At 69.5% G+C, this 25,991-nt stretch carries 11 protein-coding genes; 9 read left to right on the top strand and 2 right to left on the bottom strand.

Features of this window, described 5'->3' with window-relative positions; all coding sequences use genetic code 11:
* Window positions 1-116 precede the first annotated feature (116 nt).
* On the bottom strand, window positions 117-1,799 hold the full coding sequence (locus AU198_RS08535; RefSeq protein WP_064347571.1) for a (2,3-dihydroxybenzoyl)adenylate synthase: 1,683 nt from the start codon (window positions 1,797-1,799) through the stop codon (window positions 117-119).
* 102 nt (window positions 1,800-1,901) lie between these two features.
* On the opposite strand from AU198_RS08535, the gene AU198_RS08540 reads away from it, so the two are divergent.
* Window positions 1,902-5,417, top strand: a complete 3,516-nt coding sequence (locus tag AU198_RS08540; protein ID WP_082690930.1) for a non-ribosomal peptide synthetase — start codon at window positions 1,902-1,904, stop codon at window positions 5,415-5,417.
* Here the strand turns inward: AU198_RS08540 and AU198_RS08545 are convergent.
* Window positions 5,409-6,269 carry an LLM class F420-dependent oxidoreductase gene (locus AU198_RS08545; RefSeq protein ID WP_064347574.1) on the bottom strand — a complete coding sequence of 287 codons (861 nt, stop codon included), beginning with the start codon at window positions 6,267-6,269 and terminating at the stop codon, window positions 5,409-5,411. The genes AU198_RS08540 and AU198_RS08545 overlap by 9 nt on opposite strands.
* 122 nt (window positions 6,270-6,391) lie before the next feature.
* Here AU198_RS08545 and AU198_RS08550 point away from each other — a divergent pair, with 122 nt between their 5' ends.
* The 8 genes from AU198_RS08550 (at window position 6,392) to mbtG (ending at window position 25,967) form a co-directional block, all read left to right on the top strand.
* On the top strand, window positions 6,392-8,218 hold the full coding sequence (locus AU198_RS08550; RefSeq protein WP_064347575.1) for an ABC transporter ATP-binding protein: 1,827 nt from the start codon (window positions 6,392-6,394) through the stop codon (window positions 8,216-8,218).
* Window positions 8,215-9,951 (top strand): ABC transporter ATP-binding protein, encoded by a 1,737-nt coding sequence (locus AU198_RS08555; protein WP_064347709.1) that lies wholly within the window; start codon window positions 8,215-8,217, stop codon window positions 9,949-9,951. Before AU198_RS08550 ends, AU198_RS08555 begins: the two co-directional genes overlap by 4 nt.
* A gap of 248 nt (window positions 9,952-10,199) precedes the next feature.
* Window positions 10,200-10,946 carry a thioesterase II family protein gene (locus AU198_RS08560; RefSeq protein WP_064347577.1) on the top strand — a complete coding sequence of 249 codons (747 nt, stop codon included), beginning with the start codon at window positions 10,200-10,202 and terminating at the stop codon, window positions 10,944-10,946.
* Complete coding sequence (locus AU198_RS08565; RefSeq protein WP_064347579.1) at window positions 10,936-12,267, top strand: beta-ketoacyl [acyl carrier protein] synthase domain-containing protein; 1,332 nt, start codon at window positions 10,936-10,938, stop codon at window positions 12,265-12,267. Before AU198_RS08560 ends, AU198_RS08565 begins: the two co-directional genes overlap by 11 nt.
* A complete protein-coding gene (mbtD, locus tag AU198_RS08570; RefSeq protein WP_064347580.1) occupies window positions 12,267-15,206 on the top strand; it encodes a mycobactin polyketide synthase MbtD in 2,940 nt (979 codons plus the stop codon). Before AU198_RS08565 ends, mbtD begins: the two co-directional genes overlap by 1 nt.
* The gene (locus AU198_RS08575; RefSeq protein WP_064347582.1) at window positions 15,203-20,287 is read left to right on the top strand and encodes a non-ribosomal peptide synthetase; all 5,085 of its coding nucleotides are present in this window, start codon (window positions 15,203-15,205) and stop codon (window positions 20,285-20,287) included. The genes mbtD and AU198_RS08575 overlap by 4 nt, the downstream gene beginning before the upstream one ends.
* Window positions 20,284-24,657, top strand: a complete 4,374-nt coding sequence (locus AU198_RS08580) for a non-ribosomal peptide synthetase (RefSeq protein ID WP_064347584.1) — start codon at window positions 20,284-20,286, stop codon at window positions 24,655-24,657. Before AU198_RS08575 ends, AU198_RS08580 begins: the two co-directional genes overlap by 4 nt.
* Entirely contained in the window at window positions 24,654-25,967 is a 1,314-nt protein-coding gene (gene mbtG, locus AU198_RS08585; RefSeq protein WP_064347585.1) for an NADPH-dependent L-lysine N(6)-monooxygenase MbtG, read from the top strand. Before AU198_RS08580 ends, mbtG begins: the two co-directional genes overlap by 4 nt.
* Window positions 25,968-25,991: the final 24 nt, after the last annotated feature.

Consider the following 25,991-nt stretch of genomic DNA (forward strand, 5'->3'; position numbering starts at 1 on the left):
AAGGCAAGAGGTGGAAGCGGCACAACAACACTCCTCAATCAAAACGAGTGCTGTTGCATCGACCCCCTGAACCGAAGGCCGACGTTTGCCGCAGAGGTTCAGTTTCGGCGGTGAGTTCAGGACGTCAACTGCGTGACGACCTTCTTCTTGTCGACCTTGCCGACCGCGGTCTTGGGCAGCATGGGCAGCGGCGCCAGCACGTCGGGCCTGCAGTGCGCCGACACACCACGTTCGTCGAGGAACTGGTTGAGCTCGGCCAGGGTGATCGGCGCGCCCTTGAACACAACGGCGGCACAGATCTTTTCGCCGAGGAACTCATCGGGCAGCGCCACCGCCGCCGCGGTGTAGACCGCCGGGTGGGCGAACAGATGCTCTTCGAGGTCCGACGCCGACACCGTCTCACCCCCGCGGTGGATGACGTCCTTGATGCGGCCGGTCACCTCGACGTAGCCGGCGCGCGGACCGTCGGCGAAGATGCGTACACGGTCACCGCTGCGGTAGAAGCCGTCCGGGGTGAACGAACGGGCGTTGGCCTCCTCGGCGCGGTAGTAGCCGTTGAGTGTGTAGGGGCCCCGTACCAGCAGCTCGCCCTCCTCGCCGGGCGCCACCTCCGCGCCGGACTCGTCGACGACGCGCATCTCGTCGTGCGCCGACATCGGCCTGCCCTGGGTGTTGACCACGACGTCGACGGGATCGCCGGGCCGGGTGAAGTTCAGCATGCCCTCGGCCATGCCGAAGATCTGCTGCAGCCCCGGCGTGAGGCCGGACAGGATGTACTCGGCCTCCTGCGGTGTCATCCGGGAACCGCCGACCTGCACGAGCCGCAGCCCCGTCGGCAACACGGGCTCCCACTCGCAGGCCTGGGTCCACACCTTGGCCAGCGCGTTGACCAGCGCGGTGACCGTGACATTGTGCCGGTCGATCAGCGCGAACGCGGCCTCCGGGCTCGCGTCGGTGGTGAATACCGATGTCGCGCCGACGGTCATCGACCCGAGCAGTCCCGGGCACGCCAGCGGGAAATTGTGTCCGGCGGGCAACACCACGAGATAGACGTCGTCGCCGGTGAGGTGGCACTCCTGGGCGCTCGCCCTCGCGGTGTAGAGGTAGTCGTTGTGGGTCCGGGCGATGAGCTTCGGCAGACCCGTGGTACCCCCCGACACCAGAAGAAGGGCGGGCGCATCGGGATCGAACGGCGCCCGCTCTGCCGGTGGACCATCGAAATCGGCCAGCACGGACCAGGATTGGAACCGTCCCGCGTCTCCGTGGACGAACACGTGCTGCAGCGCCGGATTGTTGCCGGCGAGTTCGTCGGCGAGTTCGCGGTAGTCGAAGCCGCCGACCGAATCGGGCACGATCAGGCCCACCGCGCCGCTGACCGCGGCGAAATGATTCAGCTCCGCCGACCTGTGTCCCGGCAGGCACATCACGGGGACGACGCCCGCCCGCAGCACACCGAACAGGGCCACGGCGAATTCGCAGGTGTTCGGGAGCTGTAGAAGCATGCGGTCGCCGGGAGCGATGCCGCGATCGGCCAGCGCCGCCGCGATCCGCTCGGCGCGGGCATCGAGTTCGGCGAACGTGTAGCTGACCTGGTTGTCGATCACCGCGGTCCGGTCGGGCCACGCAGCGGCCGCACCGGTCAGGATCGACTCGAGTGGTTCGTCGGTCCAGTAACCCGCGCGGCGGTACTTGTCGGCGCGGTCTGCGGGGAAGGGTACGAAACCCGTTCCGAGGTCGCCGAGCCCGCCGCCCCCAAGGGGCTGTCCTGCTGTTGGGCGCTGCTCGAAACCGGTGCTCATAAAGGATGCGACCCCTTGGGGTAGGTGTGTTCGGTGCGTCGAATATAAGGTAGCGTGCCCCGCGTTAGTTAGGGCAGCCTGTACTAATCCGGAGGACGCGTCGTGGGTGTGGGTGAGACTGGTTCGCTGACCGGGCAGGGGACCGAGCGAACGACCGATCGCACCGTCCGCGAGGAGGTCGCCGAGCTCCTCGGGGTGAGTCCCGACGAGGTCGACCCGAACGCCGACCTGATCGCCTCCGGACTCGACTCGATCCGCATGATGTCGCTGTCGGGCCGGTGGCGCAAGCAGGGCATGGACATCAACTTCGCCGCCCTCGCGGAGAACCCGACCGTGGCGGCGTGGTCGGCGCTGGTCGCCCAGCGGTCCGGTGGCGGCGAAGCCGAGCAGGCGACGCACACCGCGCCGGCCGGCGACGAGAACGACCCCTTCCCGTTGGCGCCGATGCAGCACGCGATGTGGTTGGGCCGCAACGACGATCAGCAACTCGGCGGGGTCGCCGCACACCTGTACGTCGAGTTCGACGGCGCCGGCGTAGACCCGCAGCGGTTGCAGAGCGCGGCAACCAAACTCATTGCGCGCCACCCGATGTTGCGGGTCGAGATCCTTCCCGACGGCACCCAGCGGATCGGGGAGCGCGGCCTGCCCGTAACGGTCTACGACCTGCGCGACCTGGACGCCGCGGCCGCCGAGCAGCGCCTCGAGTCCATCCGGCACGAGAAATCGCACCAGATCCTCGACGGCGACGTACTCGAGTTGAGCTTGTCGCTGCGTCCCGACGGGCGCACCCGGCTGCACGTCGATATGGACATGAATGCCGCCGACGCGGTGAGCTACCGCAAGTTCATGGCCGACCTCGCGGTGTTCTACCGCGGCGGCGATCTACCCGAGCTGGGATACACCTATCGGGAATACCGCGCCGCGCTGGCCGCGTCCGATCCCGGCCCGTCCGACGAGGATGTGCGGTGGTGGGCCGAACGCATCCCCGAACTTCCCGAATCGCCGGCGCTGCCGCTGATTCCGCCGGCCGAACAGAACGACCCCCGGCGCAGCGTCCGGCTCTGGCACATCTTCGACGTCCCGACCCGCGACGCCTTGTTCGCCGCCGCGCACCGCCGTGGCATCACGCCGGCAATGGCCGTCGCTGCGTCGTATTCCCATGCGCTGGCACGCTGGTCGAGCGGTTCGCGGTTCCTGCTGAACCTGCCGATGTTCGGACGTGAGCCGTTCCATCCCGACGTCGAGAAGCTCGTGGGCTGCTTCACGTCGTCGTTGATGCTCGACATCGACCTCACCGAAACCCGCACGCCCGCGCAGCGGGCCCGCGCCGTGCAGCAGACCCTGCACAACACCGCGCGGCATTCGAGATACTCGGGCCTGTCGGTGTTGCGCGACCTCGGGCGTCACCGGGGCAGCCAGGTGCTGGCGCCGATCGTCTACACCAGCGCACTGGGGCTCGGCGACCTGTTCGCCGGCGAGGTCACCGACCAGTTCGGGGCCCCGGTGTGGACGATCTCGCAGGGCCCGCAGGTGCTCATCGACGCGCAGGCGACCCCGCTCGCCGACGGTCTGATGATCAACTGGGATGTGCGCGTCGACGCGTTCCGGCCCGGTGTCGCCGACGCGATGTTCGCCTACCACCTCGCCGAGCTGACCCGGCTCGCGACCGACGACGCCGCGTGGGACGCTCCCGATCCGCCCGCGGTGCCCGAGACGCAGCGAGCCGTGCGGCGGGCGGTCAACAGCATCACGGCGCCGCCGAGCGGCGAGGCGATCCACGACGGGTTCTTCAACCGAGCGCTCGCCGACCCCGACGCCCCGGCGGTGTTGAGCCGCGACGGCGACCTGACCTACACCGAACTTCGTGACCGGGCCTTGGGTGTGTCGGCGACGTTGCGCGACAACGGCGTTCGCCCCGGTGACCTCGTCGCGCTGATCGGGCCCAAGTGCGCCGAACAGATCCCCGCCGTGCTCGGCATCCTCGCGGCGGGCGCCGCCTACCTCCCGATCGGCGCGGGCCAGCCCGCCGAGCGCACCGCGCGGATACTCGAGTCGAGTGCGGTGGCCGCGGTCCTCGTGTGCGGTGGCACCGGGGCGAACCACACGGGGACGAACCACACCGGCGTGCCGGTCATCACCGTCGCCGACGCGATCACCCGCGACACGTCCGACGTGCAGCCCGCCCCGACCGACCCGAATTCGCTTGCCTACGTGCTGTTCACCTCGGGTTCGACCGGTGAACCCAAGGGGGTGGAGCTCACTCACGACGCGGTGATGAACACCGTCGAATTCGTCTCCTACCATTTCGGCCTGCACCGGGGTGATCGCAGCCTGGCGCTGGCCTCGCTGGAAGCCGACATGTCGGTGCTCGAGATATTCGCGCTGCTGCGCGCGGGCGGCGCGGTCGTGGTGGTCGACGAGGATCAGCGCCGCGATCCGGACACCTGGGCGCGATTGATCCAGCAGCACGGCGTGACGTTCCTGAACTGGATGCCCGGATGGCTCGACATGCTGCTCGAGGTCGGCGGCGACCGGCTGACCAGCCTGCGGGTGGTGCTGCTCGGTGGCGACTGGGTGCGCCCGGATCTGATTCGGACCCTGCGTAACTCGGCCCCGGACGTCCGCGCCGCCGGTCTGGGCGGCGCGACCGAGACCGCGGTGCACGGAACGATCTGCGAGGTCGGTGATCTGCCCGCGCACTGGACATCGGTGCCCTACGGCACCCCCTTCCCGAACAACGCCTGCCGCGTGGTGGCCGCCGACGGGTCGGATTGCCCCGACTGGGTCCCCGGCGAACTGTGGTTCACCGGCCGCGGCATAGCGCGCGGTTACCGCCGGCACCCCGACCTGACGGCCGAGAAGTTCGTCGAGCACGAGGGCCGAACCTGGTACCGCACCGGCGATCTCGTTCGCTACCTTCCCGACGGGACACTGGAATTCGTCGGCCGTGTCGACCATCGGGTCAAGATCAGTGGATACCGCATCGAGCTCGGCGAGGTCGAGGCCGCCCTCAAGCGGGTCGCCGGAATCGACGCCGCGGTGGCGGCCGTCATTCCCGGTGAACGCGATGTGCTGGCGGCTCTGGTGCGCACCGACGATCCCGCGGTCGATGCGCGGGCGGTCACCGCGGCCATGACCGATCTCGTTCCCGCCCACATGATCCCGAAGATCGTCGCGGTCGCCGACCGTATCCCGTTCACCGTCAACGGCAAGATCGACCGCAAGGCCGTGGCGCGCCTGCTGGCCGACGTGGAACCGCCCGCCGCACAGGGGTATCGGGCACCGGCCACCCCGTTGGAGTCCGCGTTGGTGGCGATCGTCGAAGATGTGCTCGACGTCGACGACGACGTCCGCGTGGGTGTGGACGACGACTTCTTCTCCCTCGGTGGGGATTCCGTGCTGGCCACGCAGATGATCGCCCGGGTGCGCGACTGGCTGGACACCCCGACGGTGTTGGTCACCGACATGTTCGCCGCCCGGTGCGTCGCCAGGCTCGCCGAGCGACTCCTCGGTCGCGAACCCGACGGCGACCGGCTCAACGCCGTCGCCGAGGTTTATCTGGAGGTCGCGCAGATGGACAGCGTCGAAGTGCTGTCCGAACTCGAATCGTCAGCCTAGGGCACCAGACAACCGACGCCACTGATCGCGCGGGAACGCCCGCGGGTCGGCGGTCAGCACCTGCACGCACACGTGGTCGGCACCGGCATCGAGGTGTTGCTGGACCCGGCTCAGCACGGTCTGTTCGTCGCCCGAGGCGATGATCGCGTCGAACAACCGGTCGCTGACCGTCTCGACATCCTCCTCGGTGAACCCCGTCCGCAACAGGTTGTTGCGGTAGTTGGGCAGCGCCAGATACGAACGCAGCCAATCGGTTCCGACCGAACGCGCCTCGTCGCGGTCGGTGGTGAGCAGGACGGTCTGCTCGGGCAGCAGCAGCGGGCCCTCGCCCAGCTGCTCGCGGGCGTAGCGCGTGTGGTCGGGGGTGACGAGGTAGGGGTGCGCTCCGCGCGCGCGGGTCGCGGCCAGTTCGAGCATCTTCGGGCCCAGGGCCGCGAGCACCCGGTTGGCGACCGGAACCGGTTGCGGGGTCGCATCGATCGCGTCCAGGTACTTGCGGGTTGCGGCCAGCGGCTTGCGGTAGAGGCCCGGTTCCTTCGAATCGATCAGCGGCGCATGGCTCACTCCGATCCCCAGCAGGAAGCGCTCGCCGTGGCTCTCGGTCAGTGCCGCGTAGCGGGCGGCCACCTCGGCGGGCTCGTGCATCCAGAGGTTGAGGATCCCGGTGGCGATCACCACTCGCTTGGTCGCCGAGAGCAGGTGTTCGACCGAATCGAGGACCGGCCCGCCGACGTCGGGAATCCACAGGGCGGTGAACCCGAGGTCCTCCAACTCCGCGGCGGCCTCGGCCGCTTCACCCTGATCGCCGTATCGCAACTGCGAACTCCAGATACCGACCCCTGCCAGATCCATGAACGGTCCCTTCGAAAGGTGCGAGCTCGTAACCGACGTCTTCACGTTACGTAGCCACCGCCGACTCGTATGCGCCCGGTAGGGTTAGGCGATCCTTACCCACCGCTAGATCTGGAGGGTGCATGACCGCTGTGCAACCCGCGCCCGCCATCGAGACGGGTCCCCCCGAAACCGCGGCCGACGCGGCCAAGCGGGCGGCCACCTACGACAAGCTCGCGCTGCAGCAGCTGCTCGCCCCCACTCGCGCCCGCTCGTCGCGGGCGCAGCGCTACCAGCTGCTGGCCTCGGCGGCCACGATCGTGCCGTTCATCGGCATCGTGGAGATCGGCCGTGAACTGCTCGCCGGCGGACCGCCGGATACCACCAGGCTCTGGACCGTCGTCGCCATCGTGATCGTCGCGCTGCTGGTGCGCACGCTGGCCAGCGGTGCCGCGCTCACGATCACCCATTTCGCGGACGTGGATCTGCAGCGGTCGTTGCGGCTGCGGATCGTCGACAAGCTGGGCCGGTTGCCGCTGGGCTGGTTCGGCGGCAAGTCGTCGGGCGAGGTGAACAAGGCGGTCCAGAACGACGTCGGCGAACTGCATTTCCTGGTCGCTCATTCGGCCGTGGAGAACACCGGTGCGTTGGCCACCCCGCTGTTCGGCCTGATCTATTGCTTCTACCTCGACTGGCGGCTGGGCCTGCTGGCGATGGCCACCGTGCCGTTCTACATCGGCATCTACCTCGCGCTGGGGCGCGACTCCCGAACGCAGATGGAACGGCTCGACCGGGGGGTCGAACGGATCAGCGCCACCATCGTCGAGTTCATCGCCGGAGTGTCGGTGGTCAAGACATTCGGCCAGGCCGGCAAGGCGCACAAGCGTTTCGCCGACGCCGCCGACGAATTCAACGAGAGCTTCGCCGGGTGGATCGGACCGCTGGTCCGGGTCAAGGCGGTGTCGTCGGTCTTCATCGACACCCCGGTTCTGCTGCTGGCCAACCTGGCCGGCGGATACTGGTTCGTCCGCAGCGGCTGGGTCACCCCGATCGAGGTGCTGGGCTCGACGCTGGTCGCGGTGACCATCCCGGCGGCCGTCCTGACCGTCGGCTACTCCACCCACATCAAACGCCAGGCCGCGGCCGCCGCCGGGCGCCTGCAGCGCCTCCTGGACACACCCGTCCTGCCCGTCGCGCGCGAACCTGCGGTACCGCAGGACAATTCGATCCGATTCGAGGACGTCCGATTCTCCTACGACGGCGAGAACACCGTGCTGCACGACGTCTCGCTCACACTTCCGGCGGGGACCATCACCGCGCTCGTCGGACCGTCGGGCAGCGGCAAGTCGACGCTGGCCACCCTCGTGCCGCGCTTCCATGACGTCACCGCGGGCGCGGTGCGCGTCGGCGGTGTCGACGTCCGCGACATCGCGCCCGCCGAGCTGTACCGGCACGTCGGGTTCGTTCTGCAGGACGTGCAACTGCTGGGCATCAGCGTCGCCGACAACATCCGCCTCGGCCGCGCCGACGCCACCGACGACGACGTCGTCGCGGCGGCCAAGGCCGCCCGTATCCACGACCGGATCCTGCAGCTGCCAAGGGGGTACGACTCCGTCATCGACGAGGACGCCCACTTCTCCGGCGGCGAGGCTCAGCGCGTCAGCATCGCGCGCGCGGTACTGGCCGACACCCCGATCCTGGTGCTCGACGAGGCGACCGCGTTCGCCGACCCCGATTCGGAAGCCCAGATCCAAGAGGCGTTGTCGCGGCTCATCGCGGGGCGCACCGTGCTGGTCATCGCGCACCGGTTGGGCTCGATCGTCTCGGCCGACAACGTGGTCGTGCTGGATCAAGGACGCGTCGTCGAACAGGGCAAGCATGACGAACTGCTCGCCGCGGGCGGGCAGTACGCGCGCATGTGGCAGTCCTACACGGCAGGCCACGCACGGGAATGGGAGGTGGCCCGATGATCCGGGGCTTTCTGCAGATCCTCGGCCCGCAGCGGGGCCGGATGTTCAGCTTCCTGTCGGTGGTGACCGTTTACGGCATCGTGCACGGCCTGGTGATGCTGCTCCTGGTGCCGGTGACCGTGTCGCTGTTCGACGGCGACTACGCTGCCACCGGCCGCTGGCTGGGCTTGATGGCGATCACCGTGCTGGTCGCGTCGGTGCTCAGCTACGTTCAAGCCAAACTGGCGATCCGCATGGCGCTGACCACGATGCGGCTGCTGCACCACCGGCTTGGCGACCACATGGTGACCCTGCCGCTGGGGTGGTTCAGCCGCGAGACGGTCGGCAAGGTGTCCCAAATCGCGGTCAAGGGAACGGTTTTCGTCGGCACCAGCGGCGGCAACCTGGTCACGCCGCTGGTGGTCAACACCGTCAGCGCGCTCACCGTGGTGGTCGGTCTGTTCTACTTCGACTGGCGGATCGGGGTCGTCGCGCTGGTCGGCGGTGTGCTGCTGGTGGTGTGCGGGCGATTCGCCTCCCGACTGATCGCGGGCGCCGAGGTGCGCACCCACGACGCGGCGATCGAAGTCAACAACCGGGTGATCGAGTTCGCGCGCTACCAGCCCGTGCTGCGGGCCTTCGGGCGCACCGGGGCCGACTACACGCCCCTTCGCGACGCGTTGCAGACCCAGCATCGCGCCGGACGCGCCGCGTTGTGGCAGTCGGTCACCGGACTGCTGCTGAACGGCGTTGCCGTGCAGGCGGTCTTCTCGGCACTGATCGCAGCGGGTGTGTGGATCGCGGTACAAGGCGACATCAACCCCGTCACGCTCGTCGCGATCCTCGGGCTCGCCGCCCGCTTCGCCTCGCCGCTGTCGCAGCTGGCTGAACTCGGGTCCGCGGTCAGGCTGGCCACCGCGGAGCTTGGGCGCATCACCTCAATCCTGGACACCCCGTCCTTGGCGGAGCCGGCCGCCGCGAGTGCGCTTCCGGCGCCCGGACGAGTCGAGCTCGACCGCGTCGCGTTCGGCTATTCGGACCGAAAGGTGCTCACGGACGTGAGTTTCGTCGCCGAGCCGGGCACCATGACCGCGCTGGTCGGCCCGTCCGGCTCGGGTAAGTCGACGATCACCCGGTTGATCGCGCGCTTCTACGATGTCGACGGCGGCGTGGTCCGGGTGGGCGGCGTGGACGTGCGCGACCAGCTGACCGCGGACTTGATGGCGCAATTGTCGCTGGTCTTCCAGGACGTGTACCTGTTCGACGACACGCTGTGGGAGAACATCCGCATCGGTCGGCCCGACGCCGACGATGCCGCCGTCGTCGAGGCGGCTCGCACGGCGGGCCTGTTGTCGGTCGTGGAGCGATTGCCCGATGGCTGGCAGACCCGGGTGGGTGAAGGCGGTTCGGCGCTCTCGGGCGGCGAACGGCAGCGGGTGTCGATCGCACGGGCGCTGGTCAAGAACGCGCCCATCGTGCTGTTCGACGAGGCGACCAGCGCGCTGGACCCCGAAAACGAACATCACGTCGCCGAGTCCATCCGGACGCTGGCGCAACACAGCACCGTCATCGTGATCGCACACAAGCTGTCCACGGTCACTGCCGCCGACAACATCGTGGTGCTCTGCGCCGACGGCGCGGTCGAGGACCAGGGCAGCCATGCCGAGCTGATGGCGCGCGGCGGCCAGTACGCGCAGTTCTGGAACCAACGTGTGGCCGCGAGCGGTTGGGTGATGGCGGCGGCGGAAGGATAGCCGCGTTCGCGCACGTCAGGCGGGTACGGCTACGCGAAGCAGCGAACACGACAGGACCGGGATGGCCCTTGGTGGAGGGGCGACGTAGGCGTGTCCGGGTCGCGAAGGATAGGGTAACCTCACTTCCGATTTAGGACAGCCTGCGCTAATCACACGGAGGAATTCATGAGTGTTTTCGCCGCGGAATCGCAGGCCCGCTCACCCTATCTTCTGAGTCTTCGCCGCCGCCCCGACGCGACTGAAACGCGATGATCGACGAACGGAGCCAGCTGACCTTCGCGCCCTGGATCAAACGTTCGGCGGGGCAGTCCTCAGACGGCGCGACTGTCGTCTTCCCGCACGCCGGCGGTGCGGCGGCGGCCTACCGGGCATTCGCCTCGGCGTTGGCCCGCGCCGGCGACGACGCGTACGTGGTCCAGTACCCGCAGCGCGCGGACCGGTTGCGCCATCCCGCCCCGGAGACGGTGCAGGACCTGGCCGCCGATCTGTTCGCCGCCGGCGACTGGTCTGAGCTGGGACCGCTACGGTTGTTCGGCCACTGCATGGGTGCCGTCATCGCGTTCGAGTTCGGCCGCGTGGCCGAGCGCAACGGCATTCCCGTTCGCCAGCTGTGGGTCTCGGCGAGCCAGGCACCGTCGACCATCGCGACCTCGCCGCGCCTGCCGACGGCTGAGGCGGAAGTCGTCGCCAACATGGTCGACCTCGGCGGGACCGACCCCCGCCTGCTGGCCGACGAGGACTTCATCGAACTGCTCGTTCGCGCGGTGCGTGCCGACTACACGGCGTTCAACCGCTACGCGTGCGAAGCCGACGTCCGCCTCGCCGCCGACATCCACACCGTCGGTGGCCGCGACGATCACCGGATAAGCCCAGACATGTTGCGCGGATGGGAGACTCACACCCACGGCGCCTTCACGCTCTCGTTGTTCGACGGCGGCCACTTCTACATCAACGACCATCTCGACGCCGTCGCGGAGTTGGTCAATGCCGGCTAGCGCGCCCGACGGCGTCAGCGACGATCCGATCGTCATCGTGGGGATGGCGATCGAGGCGCCGGGAGGAATCGGCACCGCCGACGACTACTGGGATCTGTTGGTCAACCGCCGCGAGGGCCTGTGCCCGTTCCCCCGTGACCGCGGCTGGTCGGTCCGCGACATCCTCGACGGCTCGGCGCGTGACGGGTTCAAGCGCATCCACGATCTCGGTGGGTTTCTGTCCGGGGCAGCCGAATTCGATCCGGAGTTCTTCGGGATCTCGCCACGGGAGGCGGTCGCGATGGACCCGCAGCAGCGGGTCGCGCTTCGCGTGGCATGGCGGGCGCTGGAGAACAGCGGCATCAACCCCGACGACCTCGCGGGCCACGACGCCGGCTGCTACGTGGGCGCTTCGGTGATGGGCTACGGCCCCGATCTGGCCGAATACTCCAACCTCACAGGTCATTTGATGTCCGGCACCGCGCTCGGCGTGATCTCGGGGCGCATCGCCTACACTCTTGGCCTCGCCGGACCCGCGGTGACCGTCGACACCTCATGCTCGTCGACGCTGACCGCGATCCACACCGCTTCACAGTCGCTGCGGTCGGGAGACTGCGACCTCGCGCTGGCCGGAGGTGTCTGCGTCATGGGCTCAGCCGGCTTCTTCGTCGAATTCTCCAAACAACATGCGCTGTCCGACGACGGACACTGCCGCCCCTACAGCGCGCAGGCCAGCGGCACCGTCTGGGCCGAGGGTGCGGCCATGTTCGTCCTGCAGCACCGGTCGCGCGCGCTGCGCGACGGACGCCAAGTCCTCGCCGAGTTGCGGGCCACCTGCCTCAACCAGGACGGCCGCTCCGTCGGCCTGACCGCACCGAGCGGCGCGGCGCAGGCGTGGCTGTTCGCACGAGCCCTCAAACGGAGCGGACTGAGTCCGCAGGACATCGGGATGGTCGAGGGGCACGGCACCGGCACCCGACTCGGGGACCGCACCGAACTGATCTCGCTCGCCGGGACCTACGGCGCCACCGAACCCGGCCAAGGCCCACTACTCGGCTCGGTGAAGTCCAACCTCGGACACACGCAGGCCGCCGCCGGGGGACTCGGGCTGGCCAAAGCCCTGGTCGCCGCCGAACACGGCGCCATCCCCGCCACCTTGCACACCGACGAGGCCAGCCGCGAAATCGACTGGGACAGCCAAGGGTTGCGGCTCGCATCGGAGCTGACGCCCTGGCCCGCAACCAACGGGGAACGGTTCGCGGCGGTCACCGCGTTCGGCATGAGCGGCACGAACGCCCATGTGATCGTGTCGATTCCGTCGGCCCGGCCCGAGGCGGCGTGATGGCCACCGGCTTGCCCGACGGTCGGCTGCCCGTCGTGTTGAGCGCGCACGCCGAGGAGCTGCTGGCCGCCGACGCCGAGGCGATACTGCGCTATCTCGATCGCGAGCCCGAGGTGGGGGCGGTGGCCGCCACACTGTTGCGCACCCGGCGCATGCGCAGGCACCGCGCGGTGGTGCGCGCCGCCGACACCGCCGAACTGGCCGAAGGGCTCCGCGCGATCACCGACGGCGGTACGCATCCGCTGGTGGCCCGCTCGTCGCAATCAACCGCGCCGCGAACGGCTTTCGTTTTCCCCGGACAGGGCAACCAGTGGCCGTCCATGGGAGCGGACGCCTACCGGCGGTCCCCGGTGTACCGCATGCAGGTCGACCGGTGCGCCGAGGCGTTCGTCGCCGCCGGGCAGCCGTCACCGCTGCCGTATTTGACCGCCGAGACCACCGGCGGGGCGTGGTCGCAGACGCAGATCCAGTCGGCGCAGTTCACCCATGCCGTCGCGCTGGCCCAGATGTGGCGCACATGTGGAATCACCCCGGACGTGGTGGTCGGACACAGCCTCGGTGAGGTCGCCGCCGCCTACATCGCCGGAAGCATCGCGCTGCCCGACGCGGCCGCTGTGGTCATCGCCCGCGCCACGGCAGTCGAGCGCCTCGCCGGCGACTACGGCATGGCCGCCCTGGGGGTCTCACTCGCCGACGCCGAGCGCTTGATCGAGTCGACGCCGGGGTGGCTCGAGGTGTCGGCGGTCAACGCCGGTGCGTCGGTGGCGGTGTCGGGGGAGCGCGCCGCGATCAGCGCGCTGGTCGCAGCCGCGACCGAACAGGGTTTGTTCGCCCGCGAACTCGATGTGAACTACGCCGGACACACCAGTGCGCTGGAGCGGGTCCGTGAGGACCTGCTGGCAATGCTCCCCGACACCGAGTTCGCCGACGCCCCAATCGAATTCATAGGATCGACCACCGCCGACGTGGTATCCGCAGGCACCGGGTTCACCTCCTACTGGTACCAGAACCTGCGCAACACCGTGCGGTTCGACCGGGCCGTCACGGCCGCCGGCCGCCGCGATGTCACGGAATACATCGAGATGTCGGCGCATCCGGCCCTGCTGTTCGCGCTGGGGGACCTGCTGGTCGACGAGGACGCGCTGGTCGTCGGATCGGGGCATCGTGGCCTTGCGCTCATAGACTCGGTGTCGGCCAACATCGCCACCGCCGCGGTGGCCAACCCCGAATTCCGCTGGACCGACCTGGTCGACGTCGCTGCGCAACCCCAGTTGCGCGGCTTCCCGAACGCGCCGATGCGGGCGGTGCGGCTGTGGGCACAGCCGCAGCCGTTGGCCCCGGTCGACGGCCTGAGCGTCGCCCGCGAGAAATGGGACGTCACCGCCGCACGTCCGGCGGGATCCGCACAGCGCGTGGCTGTCGTCGAGCTTGCCGGCCCGCGTGGGCCGCTCGGTGCGCGACTGCGGTCGGCCTTGCGGGACAATGGGTCCGACGTGGTCGAGCCGTCCGAGGCCGAACTCGTCGTCGCGGTCGCGCCCCTGCTGGACCATCCCGACGCCGAACGTGCGGCCCACGACGTCTCCCAGCTCGTCGGCGCGGGCCTGCTCGATTATGTCGATGCACCGGGAAAGCATTGCCGCGCGGTGTGTCTGGTCACCGTCGGCGGTGAGCACGTCCAGGCGCGGGAGCCGGTCGCGTTGCCGGCGCAGACCGCGCTGGCAGCGATGCACCGCAGTCTCGGCTTCGAGCGACCCGAGCAGGCGTTCAGACACCTCGACCTGCCGTCCTGGGAACCCGACGACGCTCTTACCGCGGCGGCGGTGGGCGCGCTTCTGTCCGGCGGCGACGAACTGGCCGTACGTGACGATGGTTTGGGGCCAACGGTTTTCGCCCGCTCCGTCAGCGAGGCGACGGAGCCCGCGCCGTCGTGGCTCTCGGCGCCCGGTGTGTTCGACGACGTCGTGATCACCGGCGGCAACGGCGCGGTGGGCATGCATTTCGCGCGGTACCTGGCCGCCCACGGGGCGCGCCGCATCGTGCTGCTCAGCCGTCGCGGCGTCGACGACGCCGTCAAGGCCCAAATCGCCGCGATCGCACCGGGTATCGACGTGTTGGCGCCACGCTGTGACATCACCTCCACCGAGGACGTGGCCGCCGCGGCCGAGGAGTTCGGCGGTGACGGTGCGTCCCTGCTCATCCACGGCGCAGGCGCGGCGGCCTTCGCCGACCGCGACGCGCTCACACCGGAGACGTTCGTCGATGCGGGAGCCGCGAAGATCGGCGGGCTGGCCAGGGTGACCGAGCTTTGGCCGATGCGCGCAGACGCCCGGATCCTGGTGTGCTCCTCGGTGTCCGGAGTGTGGGGCGGGCGCGGGCACGCGGCATACTCGGCCGCCAACCGGATGCTCGACGTGATGGCGGGCCAACTGCGGGCCAAGGGCCAGCACTGCGTGGCCGCCAGGTACGGACTGTGGCGCGGTAGCGGCATCGCCGACGCATCCGAGGTGACCAAGATCGAGCGGTCCGGTCTGCTGGCGATGTCCCCGGACGCCGCCGTCGAGGCCAGTCTGCGCGATCACGGCGAGGATCCGTTGCTGTTCAGCGCCGACCAAGCCCGGCTGCGGGTGTTCCTGGAGAGCCGGACCGCCGAGCGCGCCGAGACAGCCGCGGCCACAACCCAACCCGATGCCGACACGACGACGCTGGTCACCGCGGAGCTCGGCGCGGTGCTCAACATCGACGCGGGCTCGATCGACCTGGAGACCTCGTTGCTGGACCTGGGGGTCGACTCGCTGCTGGCTCTGGATCTACGTAAGCGCCTGCAACGGACGACTGGACACAAGGTGTCGCTGGCAGTCCTGCTCGGCGGCATCACCGGCGGCGAACTCATCGCCGACCTCGACAGCAAAGAACGATCAGAGAAGGTGGACAACGCGTGACTGACACGGTCGATATCCGCGAGCAGGTTAAGGACCGCCGGCTGGAGCTGTTGCGTCGCAAGCTCGCCGAGCGGGGTCTGCGCGCGGAGAACACCGCGACCGGCGAACAAAGCGGACTGTCCGACGGGCAGCGGCGCATGTGGTTCGTCCAAGCGGCCGACCCCACCGGGGCCATCCTCAACATCTGCCTGTCCTACCGGCTCACCGGTGACCTGGACGTCGCCAGGCTGCACGACGCCGTCAACGCGGTCGCCGCACGTCACGCCGCGCTGCGCACCACCTACGGCGTCGACGAAGACGGCGAACCACAACCGACCGTCCACGACGACCTGGCCCCCGGCTGGACCGTGCACGACCTGACCGAGTTGACCGAGCATGCGCGCCGGCTCCGCCTGGAGGTGCTGGCCCAGCGTGAGTTCTGCGCTCCTTTCGACCTGAGCACCGACTCGCCGCTGCGGCTCACCGTCGTGCGCACCGCCCCCGACGAACACGTCATGCTGCTCGTCGCGCACCATATCGCCTGGGACGACGGCTGCTGGCAGGTCTTCTTCGGCGATCTCACCCGCGCGTACGCCGGTGAGGCGCTGGCCCCCGCGGTCACACCTCCGTCGCATGCGCTCGGCCCGGTCGACGAGGACCTGGACTACTGGCGCGACACACTCGCCGACCCACCGGAGCCGCTGGAGCTGCCCGGTCCCAACGGGTCTGCGGTGCCGACGAACTGGCGCTCACAGCGGCTGACGCTGCAGCTGCCGGACGTGACGGTCGAGCGGGTCGCCGCGCTGGCCAAGGAGGCCGGCGCGACGCCGTACATGGTACTACTGGCCGCCTTCGGGGTGCTGCTGCAGCGCTACACCCACGCCGACGACTTCTTGGTCGCCACACCGGTTCTCAACCGCACGGCCGACGTCGAGGACGTGATCGGCTACTACGGCAACACGGTGGCACTGCGCCTGCGTCCGGGCGCCCATCAGAGCTTCCGCGACGTCCTGGCGCACGCCCGTGACACCGCGGTCGGCGCGTTCGCACATCAGCGCGTCAACCTGGACAGAGTGGTGCGCGAACTGAACCCCGACCGCCGCCACGGCGTGGAGCGGATGACGCGGGTGACCTTCGGCGCGCGCGGCGCCGACGGGCAGGGCTTCAACCCGCCCGGGATCGCCTGCCGCCGAGCCGAATTACGCGGTCACCACACTCAGCTGCCGTTGGGCTTCATGGTGGAATTCGACGCGCCCGGGATCGTGGTGGAAGCCGAGTACCTCGTCGAGATCCTCGACGCGCCGCTGGTGCGCCAGCTGCTCGAGCACTACGCGGTGCTGCTCGACGATGCGCTGCAACGACCCGACGTTCCCGTCAACGAGCTCGACCTGATGGCGCCCGAGGACGTCGAGTGGTTGCGCAAGGTCTCGGCGGGTGAGGAATTCGACACCGCTCCCTCGACGATGACGGCGCTGGTGGAAGCGCAGGCGGCACGCACCCCCGACGCCGTCGCCGTGGTCTATGAGGGACGCAACTACACGTACCGGGAACTCAACGAGTCGGCGAACCGGTTGGCGCACTGGCTGATCGAGCGCGGCATCGGCACCGAGGACCGGGTGGCGGTGCTGCTGGACCGTTCACCGGAGCTGGTCATCACGGCGCTGGGGGTGATCAAGGCGGGTGCGGTGTACCAACCCGTCGACCCGACCTACCCCGAGGACCGGCTGACATTCATCCTGTCGGACTCCGATCCGAAACTGGCCATCTACGAACCGGTCACCGATCTCGACCGGTTCCCGAACACCAACCCCACCGATGCCGAGCGCGTCCGCCCGCTGTACCCGCAAAGCACCGCCTACCTGATCTACACCTCGGGTTCGACCGGTCTGCCCAAGGGCGTCCCGGTGGCCCACAAGCCCGTCGCCGAATATTTCGTCTGGTTCAAGGGCGACTACGGGATCGACGAGAACGAGCGGCTGCTGCAGGTCGCCTCACCGAGCTTCGACGTCTCGATCGCCGAGATCTTCGGCATGCTCGCGTGCGGCGGCCGGCTGGTCATTCCGCGCCCGGACGGACTTCGCGACGTCGGCTACCTCACCGACCTGCTGCACGACGAGGGCATCACCTCCATGCATTTCGTGCCCTCGCTGCTGGGCCTGTTCCTGTCGCTTCCCGGCGTCAACCAGTGGCGGACACTGCAACGGGTGCCCATCGGCGGCGAGGCGCTGCCCGGCGAGCTGGCCGACAAGTTCCACGCCACATTCGACGCGCTGCTGCACAACTTCTACGGACCGACCGAGACCGTCATCAACGCGAGCCGGTACAAGGTCGAGGGCAAGCAGGGCACCCGCATCGTGCCCATCGGCAAGCCCAAGATCAACACCCAGATCCACCTGCTCGACGACGCCCTGCGGCCGGTTCCCGTCGGGGTGATCGGCGAGATCTACATCGGCGGAACACATGTCGCGCACGGCTATCACGATCGCCCCAGGCTGACGGCGGAGCGGTTCGTCGCCGATCCGTTCAATCCCGGCGGTCGGCTCTACCGATCGGGTGACCTGGCCCGTCGTAACGCCGACGGCGACATCGAGTTCGTCGGTCGCGCCGACGAGCAGGTCAAGATCCGCGGATTCCGCATCGAACTCGGCGAAGTGGCGGCGGCGATCTCCGTCGACCCGAGCGTCGGGCAGGCGGTCGTGGTGGTGAGCGATCTGCCCGGTGTCGGCAAGAGCCTCGTCGGCTACGTCACGCCGGCCGAGGACATCGAATCGGTGGATGTCGAGCGGATCCGCAACCGGGTCGCCGCCGCCCTGCCGGAGTACATGACCCCGGCGGCCTACGTCGTGATCGATGAGATCCCGATCACCGCGCACGGCAAGATCGACCGGGCGGCGCTGCCCGAACCCGACATCGATTCCGGCGCGGTGTTCCGCGAGCCGGCCGACGGCACCGAACGCCGGATCGCCGACCTGTTCGCCGAACTCCTGGAACGCGACCGCATCGGTGCCGACGACTCGTTCTTCGACCTCGGCGGCCATTCGCTACTAGCCACCAAACTGGTTGCCGGAGTGCGCAGTGCGTTCAACGTCGACATCGGCGTGCGGGAGGTCTTCGAGCTGGGCACCGTGGCCGCCCTGGCCCACCGGATCGACTCGGCATCGGTCGACGGCGGCCCCGCCCGTCCCAAGCTGGTCCCCGTCCCGCATGACGGGCCGCTGCTCATGTCGGCCTCGCAGCTGCGGATGTGGTTTCAGTACCGCATCGACGGTCCGAGCCCGGTCAACAACATCCCGTTCGCGGCCCGCATCAGCGGGCCCTGCGACACCGACGCGTTCGTGGCCGCGGTGCGCGACGTGGTGGCCCGGCACGAGGTGCTGCGCACGACCTACCGCGAAATCGACGGTGCGCCATACCAGATCGTCAACGACGATCTGGAGGTCGCGGTGCGCCGCGACCACGGCGCCGATGACGACTGGCTGGACGCCGAGCTCGCCAAGGAACGCAGGCACGTGTTCGACCTGGAAGCCGACCCGCCCGTACGCGCCGCCGTGCTCGCGACACCGGACGCACACGTGGTGTCGCTGGTGGTGCATCACATCGCCGCCGACCACTGGTCGGCGATGGTGTTGTTCACCGACCTGCTGACGGCCTATCGGGCCAGGCGCGCCGGTGAGACACCGGGATTCGCGCCCCTGCCGATCCAGTACGCGGACTATGCGGCGTGGCAGGCGGCCCTGCTCGGCGAAACCGACGGGCCCGTCGCGGCGCAGCGCGACTACTGGCGCGAGCAGTTGGCCGGTCTGCACGAGGATCCGGGTCTGACACCGGATTTCGCGCGTCCACCGGTGCTCAGCGGGGAAGGGGACGCCGTCGAGTTCGCCATCGACGCCACCACCCGCGCCAAGCTCGCCGAACTGAGTCAGGAGCTCGGTGTCACCGAGTTCATGCTGCTGCAGGCCGCCGTGGCGGTCGCGCTGCACAAAGCCGGTGAGCGTCCGGACATCCCGCTCGGCACCCCGGTCGCCGGCCGCACCGAGGCCGAACTCGACCAACTCGTCGGCTTCTTCATCAACATCGTGGTGCTGCGCAACGATCTGACCGACAACCCGACGCTGCGAGAGGTGCTGCGCCGGGCCCGCGACACCGCACTGGGGGCCTACGCCCACCAGGACCTGCCGTTCGACCAGGTGGTCGACGCGGTCAGCCCGGCGCGGTCCTTGTCGCGCAACCCGTTGTTCGGTGTCGTCGTGCACGTGCGCGAGGCGCTGCCCGCCGACCAGGTGATCGAATCGCGCCCGGACGGAGACACCACGTTCACCGCGCTCGAGCCGCCGTTCGACGTCGCGCACGCCGACCTGTCGGTCAACTTCTTCGGTGCCGAGGACGGCTACCGCGGCCACGTCATCTACCGCACCGACCTGTACCGGCGCAGCACCGCCGAACGGTTCGTCCGGTGGCTGAACCGCGTGCTGGCCGCCTTCTCCGACGATCCCGGTCAACGGGTGCGCGACGTGCAGATCGCCGACGGCGAGGAGCGCCGGCGCATAGCGCGGTTCAGCGCGGCGGCATCGGCCAGCGTGCTCGACCTCTGGCGCGATCCGGTGGCGATCGGCGTGGTCGGCGACGTCTACGAGCATGTCGTCGACGAGACCGGCGCCGACCTGCGTGCCACGGGTAGACGTGGGCGCTGGACCGCCGACGGTGAACTGGAGTACATCGAGGCCGTCGAGCAGCGCCGCCCGTCGGCGGCGGGACCGGCCGAACCCGTGCGCACCGAAACCGAACGCGTGCTGGCTACGCTGCTCGCCGACATCGTGAACGTGCCCGAGGTGAACCGCACCGACGACTTCTTCGAGCTCGGTGGCGATTCCATCCTCGCGGTTCAGCTCGCCGCCCGCGCCCGCGACGCCGGGCTGGCGGTCACTGCGCGAATGGTGTTCGAGCACCCCACGATTCACGAACTGGCGACCAAGGTCGACACCGGCGCGGAGACGGAGACACCCGACGTCCATCACGAGCCGATGGCGGCCTCCGGGCTGTCGGCCGACGAGCTGGCAGCGGTCACGTCGATGTGGTCGGAGTCGCAAGAGGGCGCACCATGACCTCGACGCAGGCCGAACCGAAGGTCGCCATCGAGGACGTGATGGCGCTCAGCCCGCTGCAGCAGGGGCTGTTCTCGCTGGCCCAGCTGAGCACCGCCGAGGACGGCGGCGAGGACCCCTACGTCATCACCATGGCCGCCGATGTCACCGGATCACTGGACGCGGTGCTGCTGCGCGAGTGCGCGGCGACGATGCTCGCCCGCCACCCCAACCTGAGGGCCAGTTTCGTTCGGGCGCAGAGCAAACCCGTTCAGGTGGTGCCGAACCGCGTCGACGTGCCGTGGCGGCACGTCACCGCGACGGCCGACGAGGTCGAGGCGATCGAGGCCGAGGAATGTCGCAGGCCGTTCAACCTCGCACGCGGACCGGCGATCCGGTTCCTGTTGATCGAGGTTCGGCAATCGCACTGGCGATTTGTCGTGGTCGCCCATCACATCATCATCGACGGTTGGTCTCTGCCGCTGTTCGTGGGCGAGCTGATCTCGCTGTACAGCTCGGGCGGCGACCCGGCGGTGCTTCCCCCGCCGCCGCGCCCGTACCGCGACTACATCGGCTGGCTGGCCGGCCGCGATCAGGAGACCAGCCGCGCCCTGTGGCGTGAGCACCTCGCCGACCTCGATGGCCCCACGCTTGTCACACCCGCCCTCACCTCCGGTGAACCGCCCACCGGCGAACCGCACCGCACGGAGCTGAGCCTGGATCGGGACGCGACCCGGCAACTGGCGGAGGCCGCGCGGTCCCGCGGCGTCACGGTCAACACCTTGGTCCAGATGGCTTGGGCCGCCGTGCTCTCGGCGTTCACCGACCGCTCCGATGTGGTGTTCGGCGTGACGGTGTCCGGACGCCCCGGCGAGCTGGCAGGCGTGGAGACCATGGTCGGGCTCTTCATCAACACGGTGCCGCTGCGGGTCCGGCTGGACCCGGCGGCCCGGGTGGGTGCGCAATGCGTTGCGCTGCAACGCGAAGCGGCCAAACTGCGCGATCACGGATACCTGCCCCACAACGAACTGCGGGCCCTGGGCGGTATCGGCGAGATGTACGACACCCTGCTGGTCTACGAGAACTTCCCGCCCGGCGGCCTGGTCGGCGGCGGCGATTTCGTCGCCAACGGTGCGACATTCCGGCCGGCGGCACTGGAGAGCGTGTCGCACTTCCCCGTCACCATCGCCGCGCACATGATCGACGACGAGCTCACCGTCCTGGTCGAGGTCGTCGAGGGGGCGCTCGGCCAAATGAGCCCCGAGTCGCTAGGGCACCGGTTGCTCACCACCACCCAGCGACTGATCACCGGCTGGGATCGCCCGCTGCGCGACGTCAGTGTCCTGCTCGACGGTGAGGCCCCGATCGCTACAGCCGAGCCCGCCCCGGCCGGCGAACATCTCGGTGTGCACACCGCGTTCGCCGAAGCCGCCAGCGCACGGCTGGGCTCACCGGCACTGAGTTGGCCCGGCGGCGAACTCACCTACCGACAACTCGACGAGGCGGCCGACCAGCTCGCCGCCGCGCTGGCGGCCAAGGGTGTACACACCGAAACGCCTGTCGCGATCCACCTTTCGCGAGGACCGCAGTATGTCGTGGCGATGCTGGCGGTGCTCAAGGCCGGCGGCGTCATTGTGCCGCTGGATCCCGGAATGCCCGCCGAGCGGATCGCCGACATCCTCGACCAGTGCGGCGCGACGGTCGTCGTCGACGACGAACTGCTCGCCGAGGTTCCGGCCGAGCCCGCCGAGGACTTCCGACCGGCGACCGCGTCGCCGGGCCAGGCCGCATACATGGTGTTCACCTCCGGCACCACGGGTAGGCCCAAGGGCGTCATCGGAACCCACCAGGCGCTGCTGGCCTATGCCGAGGACCACGCCCGAAACGTGCTGCGCCCGGCGGCGGGTCGACTGCGCCACCCGCTGCGGGTGGCGCACGCCTGGTCGTTCACCTTCGACGCCGCATGGCAGCCGCTGGCCGCGCTGCTCGACGGCCACGCGGTGCATATCGTCGACGACCACATTCAGCGCGACGCCGAGGCCCTTGTCGAAACGATCGGCCGGTACGGAATCGACCTGATCGACACCACCCCGTCGATGTTCGCCCAGCTGCACGCGGTCGGACTGCTCACCACGGTGCCGCTCGGCGTGCTGGCCCTCGGCGGCGAGGCCGTCGGGATCCCGGCGTGGAACCTGATCCGCGACGAATGCGCGCGCACCGGCATGGCGGCCTACAACTGTTACGGCCCAACCGAAACCACGGTCGAAGCCGTCGTCGCCACGATCGCCGAACACGACCAGCCGACCATCGGGCGCCCCACGTCGCCCAGCAGGGCCTACGTGTTGGACTCGTGGCTGCGACCGGTTCCCGACGGGGTACCGGGCGAGTTGTACCTGTCGGGCGGTCAACTGACCCGTGGCTATCTGGGCCGGTTCGGCGAGACCGCCTCCCGGTTCGTCGCCGACCCGTTCGGGAACGGCGAGCGCATGTACCGCACCGGTGACGTAGTGCGGCGCCGGCCCGACGGGGCGCTGGAATTCCTCGGACGCTCCGACGCGCAGGTGAAGATCCGCGGCTTCCGGGTGGAGCCGAGCGAGATCTCGGCCGTTCTGCACACCCATCCCGCGGTGCGCCACGCCCACGTGGCGGTGCGCCGGCAACGGTGGGGCGCGCAACTGGTCGCGTTCGTCGCCGCCGAACCCGCACCCGCGGTCTCCGAGCTACGCGCGCTGGTGTCAAAACGTCTGCCGCGCTACATGGTTCCGCATTCGATCGTGGTCATCGAGCAGATGCCGCTGACCACGCATGGCAAGGTCGACGAGGCCGCGCTGAACGCGATCGCGGTCGCCGAAGGTCCCTCGACCACCCCGGAGACCGAGACCGAGAAGGCGCTGGCGGCCGTGCTCGGCGAACTACTCGACGGCCCCGACGCCGGTCGCACCATCGACGTCAACGCCGACCTTCTGGCCCTGGGCCTGGACAGCATCGTGGCGCTGTCGGTGGTGCAGGCGGCCCGCAGGCGCGGAATCCCGTTGCGCGCCAGGCTGATGCTGGAGTGCGCGACACTGCGGGAACTCGCCGAGGCCGTCGATAACGAGTCGGCGGCCGCCGAACACGACGACGACCCTGACGGCCCGACGCCCGTGCTGCCCAGCGCGCACTGGCTCTACGAACACGGCGAACCGCGACGGCTGGCGCAGACCGAGGCCATCCGCCTGCCCGACGGCATCACCGCAGAGCGACTCGAGCAGATCCTGCGCGCGGTGATCGGCGGTCATCCGGTGCTGCGAAGCCGCATCGACCGGCAGACGATGACGCTCGTCGAGAGCCAGGCACGAAATCTGCTGACCGAGGTCCTTGTGGATGACGACACGGACGAAGCGCTCGTCGCGGCCGTGGCCGAACACGCCCACCGGTCGGTGGAACGCCTCGACCCGGAACAGGGTTCGATGCTCGGCGCGGTATGGCTGCACCCGCCCGCCGGTCCCGGCGTCCTGCTGCTGACCGCGCACGTGCTGGCGGCGGACCCGGCGTCGTGGCGGATCCTGCTGGCCGAACTGGACGCGGCGTGGCACACTATCGCGTCGGGCCGCGAGCCGTCGCCCACCCGGGAGCACACCAGCTACCGGCGCTGGTCGAGGCTGCTCAGTGAGCGGGCGTACACGCTTGACACGGCCGACTTCTGGGCGGCCCAACTCGAGGGCGAGGACCCGCCGCTCGGCGCCCGCAGGCTGCGGCCGCAGACCGATCGGGCCGGTGATGTCGTCGTCTCCATGGCGGTGACCGACAGCGACGTCACCGTGCGCTTGCTCAACGCGCCGGAGCCCGCGCCGCATCTGTTGGCTGCGGCCGCCGCGCGCACCGTCACCCGATGGCGGCTGCACCGCGGCCAGGACACACCGACGCCGCTGTTGGCCCTGGAGACCCACGGCCGCGCCGACGCCCTCATCGACACCGTCGACACCTCCGACACCGTGGGCCTGCTCACCGCGATCTATCCGCTGCGTGTGCAGGCCGCCCGCAGTGTCGACGAGATCCCCGGCGACGGAATCGATTACGGGCTGCTGCGTTATCTGCGGCCCGATACCGCCGAGCGTCTGGCGGCGCTGCCCGAACCGCAGCTGCTGCTCAACTTCCTGGGCCGGGTGCACGCGGGCTTCGACGGCGGTGCGCTGCGCCCCGACCGGGCACTGTTGGCGGGGGTGTCGCCGCTGCCCGAGCCGCGGCTGGCGGTACGGCACGAACTGACGGTGCTGGCCGCGGTGCTCGGTGACAGCGACGCACCGCTGCTCGGCACGCAATGGCGCACGCTCCCCGAAATCCTGTCCGCCGACGACGTCGCCACACTGCAGGCGATGTGGCAGGAATCGCTACGAGAGGTCGTTTCATGAGCCGGACACTTGCGGTCGTGGGCGCGGGCGCGAAGGCCGTCGCCGTCGCCGCCAAGGCCGCCGAACTTCGCGACATGGGCATCGACGTGCCCGAGGTCGTGGCCGTCGAGAAGACCGGCGTGGCCGCCAACTGGCAGGCCGACGGTGGGTGGACCGACGGGCAACACCGGTTGGGCACGAGCCCGGAGAAGGACGTCGGGTTCCCGTACCGATCGGCTCTCGTCCCGCGGCGCAACGCCGAACTCGACGAACGCATGACCCGGCACAGCTGGCAGCAGTACCTGATCTCGACCGGCCAGTTCGCCGAGTGGGTCGACCGCGGAAGGCCCGCCCCCACCCACCGCCGGTGGAGCCAGTACCTGCGCTGGGTCGCCGGCAATGTCGAGATGAACGTGGTCCGGGGCGAGGTGCGCAACATCTCGATCGACACAGCCGACACCGGATCCGGTGAGCCGCGGTGGGCGCTGCACACACCCGACCGCACCGTGACGGCCGAGGGTCTGATGATCACCGGGCCCGGTCAGCCGGAGCGCTCGATCCTGCCCGGCAACCCGCGGGTGCTGTCGATCGCGCAGTTCTGGCATCGCGCGGCGCAACACGAGCTGATCCGCGCCGAACGCGTGGCCGTCATCGGCGGGGGAGAGACCGCGGCGTCGATGCTCAATGAGCTGTTCCGGCATCGGGTTTCGACGATCACGGTGATCTCGCCGCAGGTGACCCTGTTCACCCGAGGGGAGGGCTTCTTCGAGAACACGCTGTTCTCCGATCCGACCGGCTGGACCAGCCTGACCATGGCGGAGCGACGCGACGCGCTGTTGCGGACCGACCGCGGGGTGTTCTCCGCGCGCGTGCAGGAGGCGCTGCTCGCCGACGACCGGATCCGCCACCTGCGGGGCAGGGTCGCGCACGCGGTCGCCCGCGAGGGCCGGATCCGGTTGACGCTGAGCACAACTGCGGGTGGTGAGTCTCTCGAGACGGTGCACGGATTCGATCTGGTCATCGACGGCTCAGGCGCCGACGCGATGTGGTTCGTGCCGCTGCTCGGTCAGGACGCGTTGGATCTGCTGGAGCTCGGCCTGGGTGCGCCGCTGACCCCGGACGTGCTGCAGGAGGCCATCGGCGACGACCTCGCCGTCGGCGGGTTGCGGCCCAAGCTCTTCCTGCCGGGTCTGTCAGGGCTCACACAGGGACCGGGCTTCCCCAACCTGTCATGCCTGGGGCTGTTGTCGGACCGCATCCTGGGTGCCGACCTGGGCGAGTCCGCGGGCGCGCAGTCACTGAAAGGACATGAGCATCAATCGGTTCGGTGACGGGCGGCGCTAATCTGTTGTGCC

Origin of the sequence: Mycobacterium sp. GA-1199 (genome assembly GCF_001500045.1) — a bacterium.
Lineage (GTDB): Bacteria > Actinomycetota > Actinomycetes > Mycobacteriales > Mycobacteriaceae > Mycobacterium.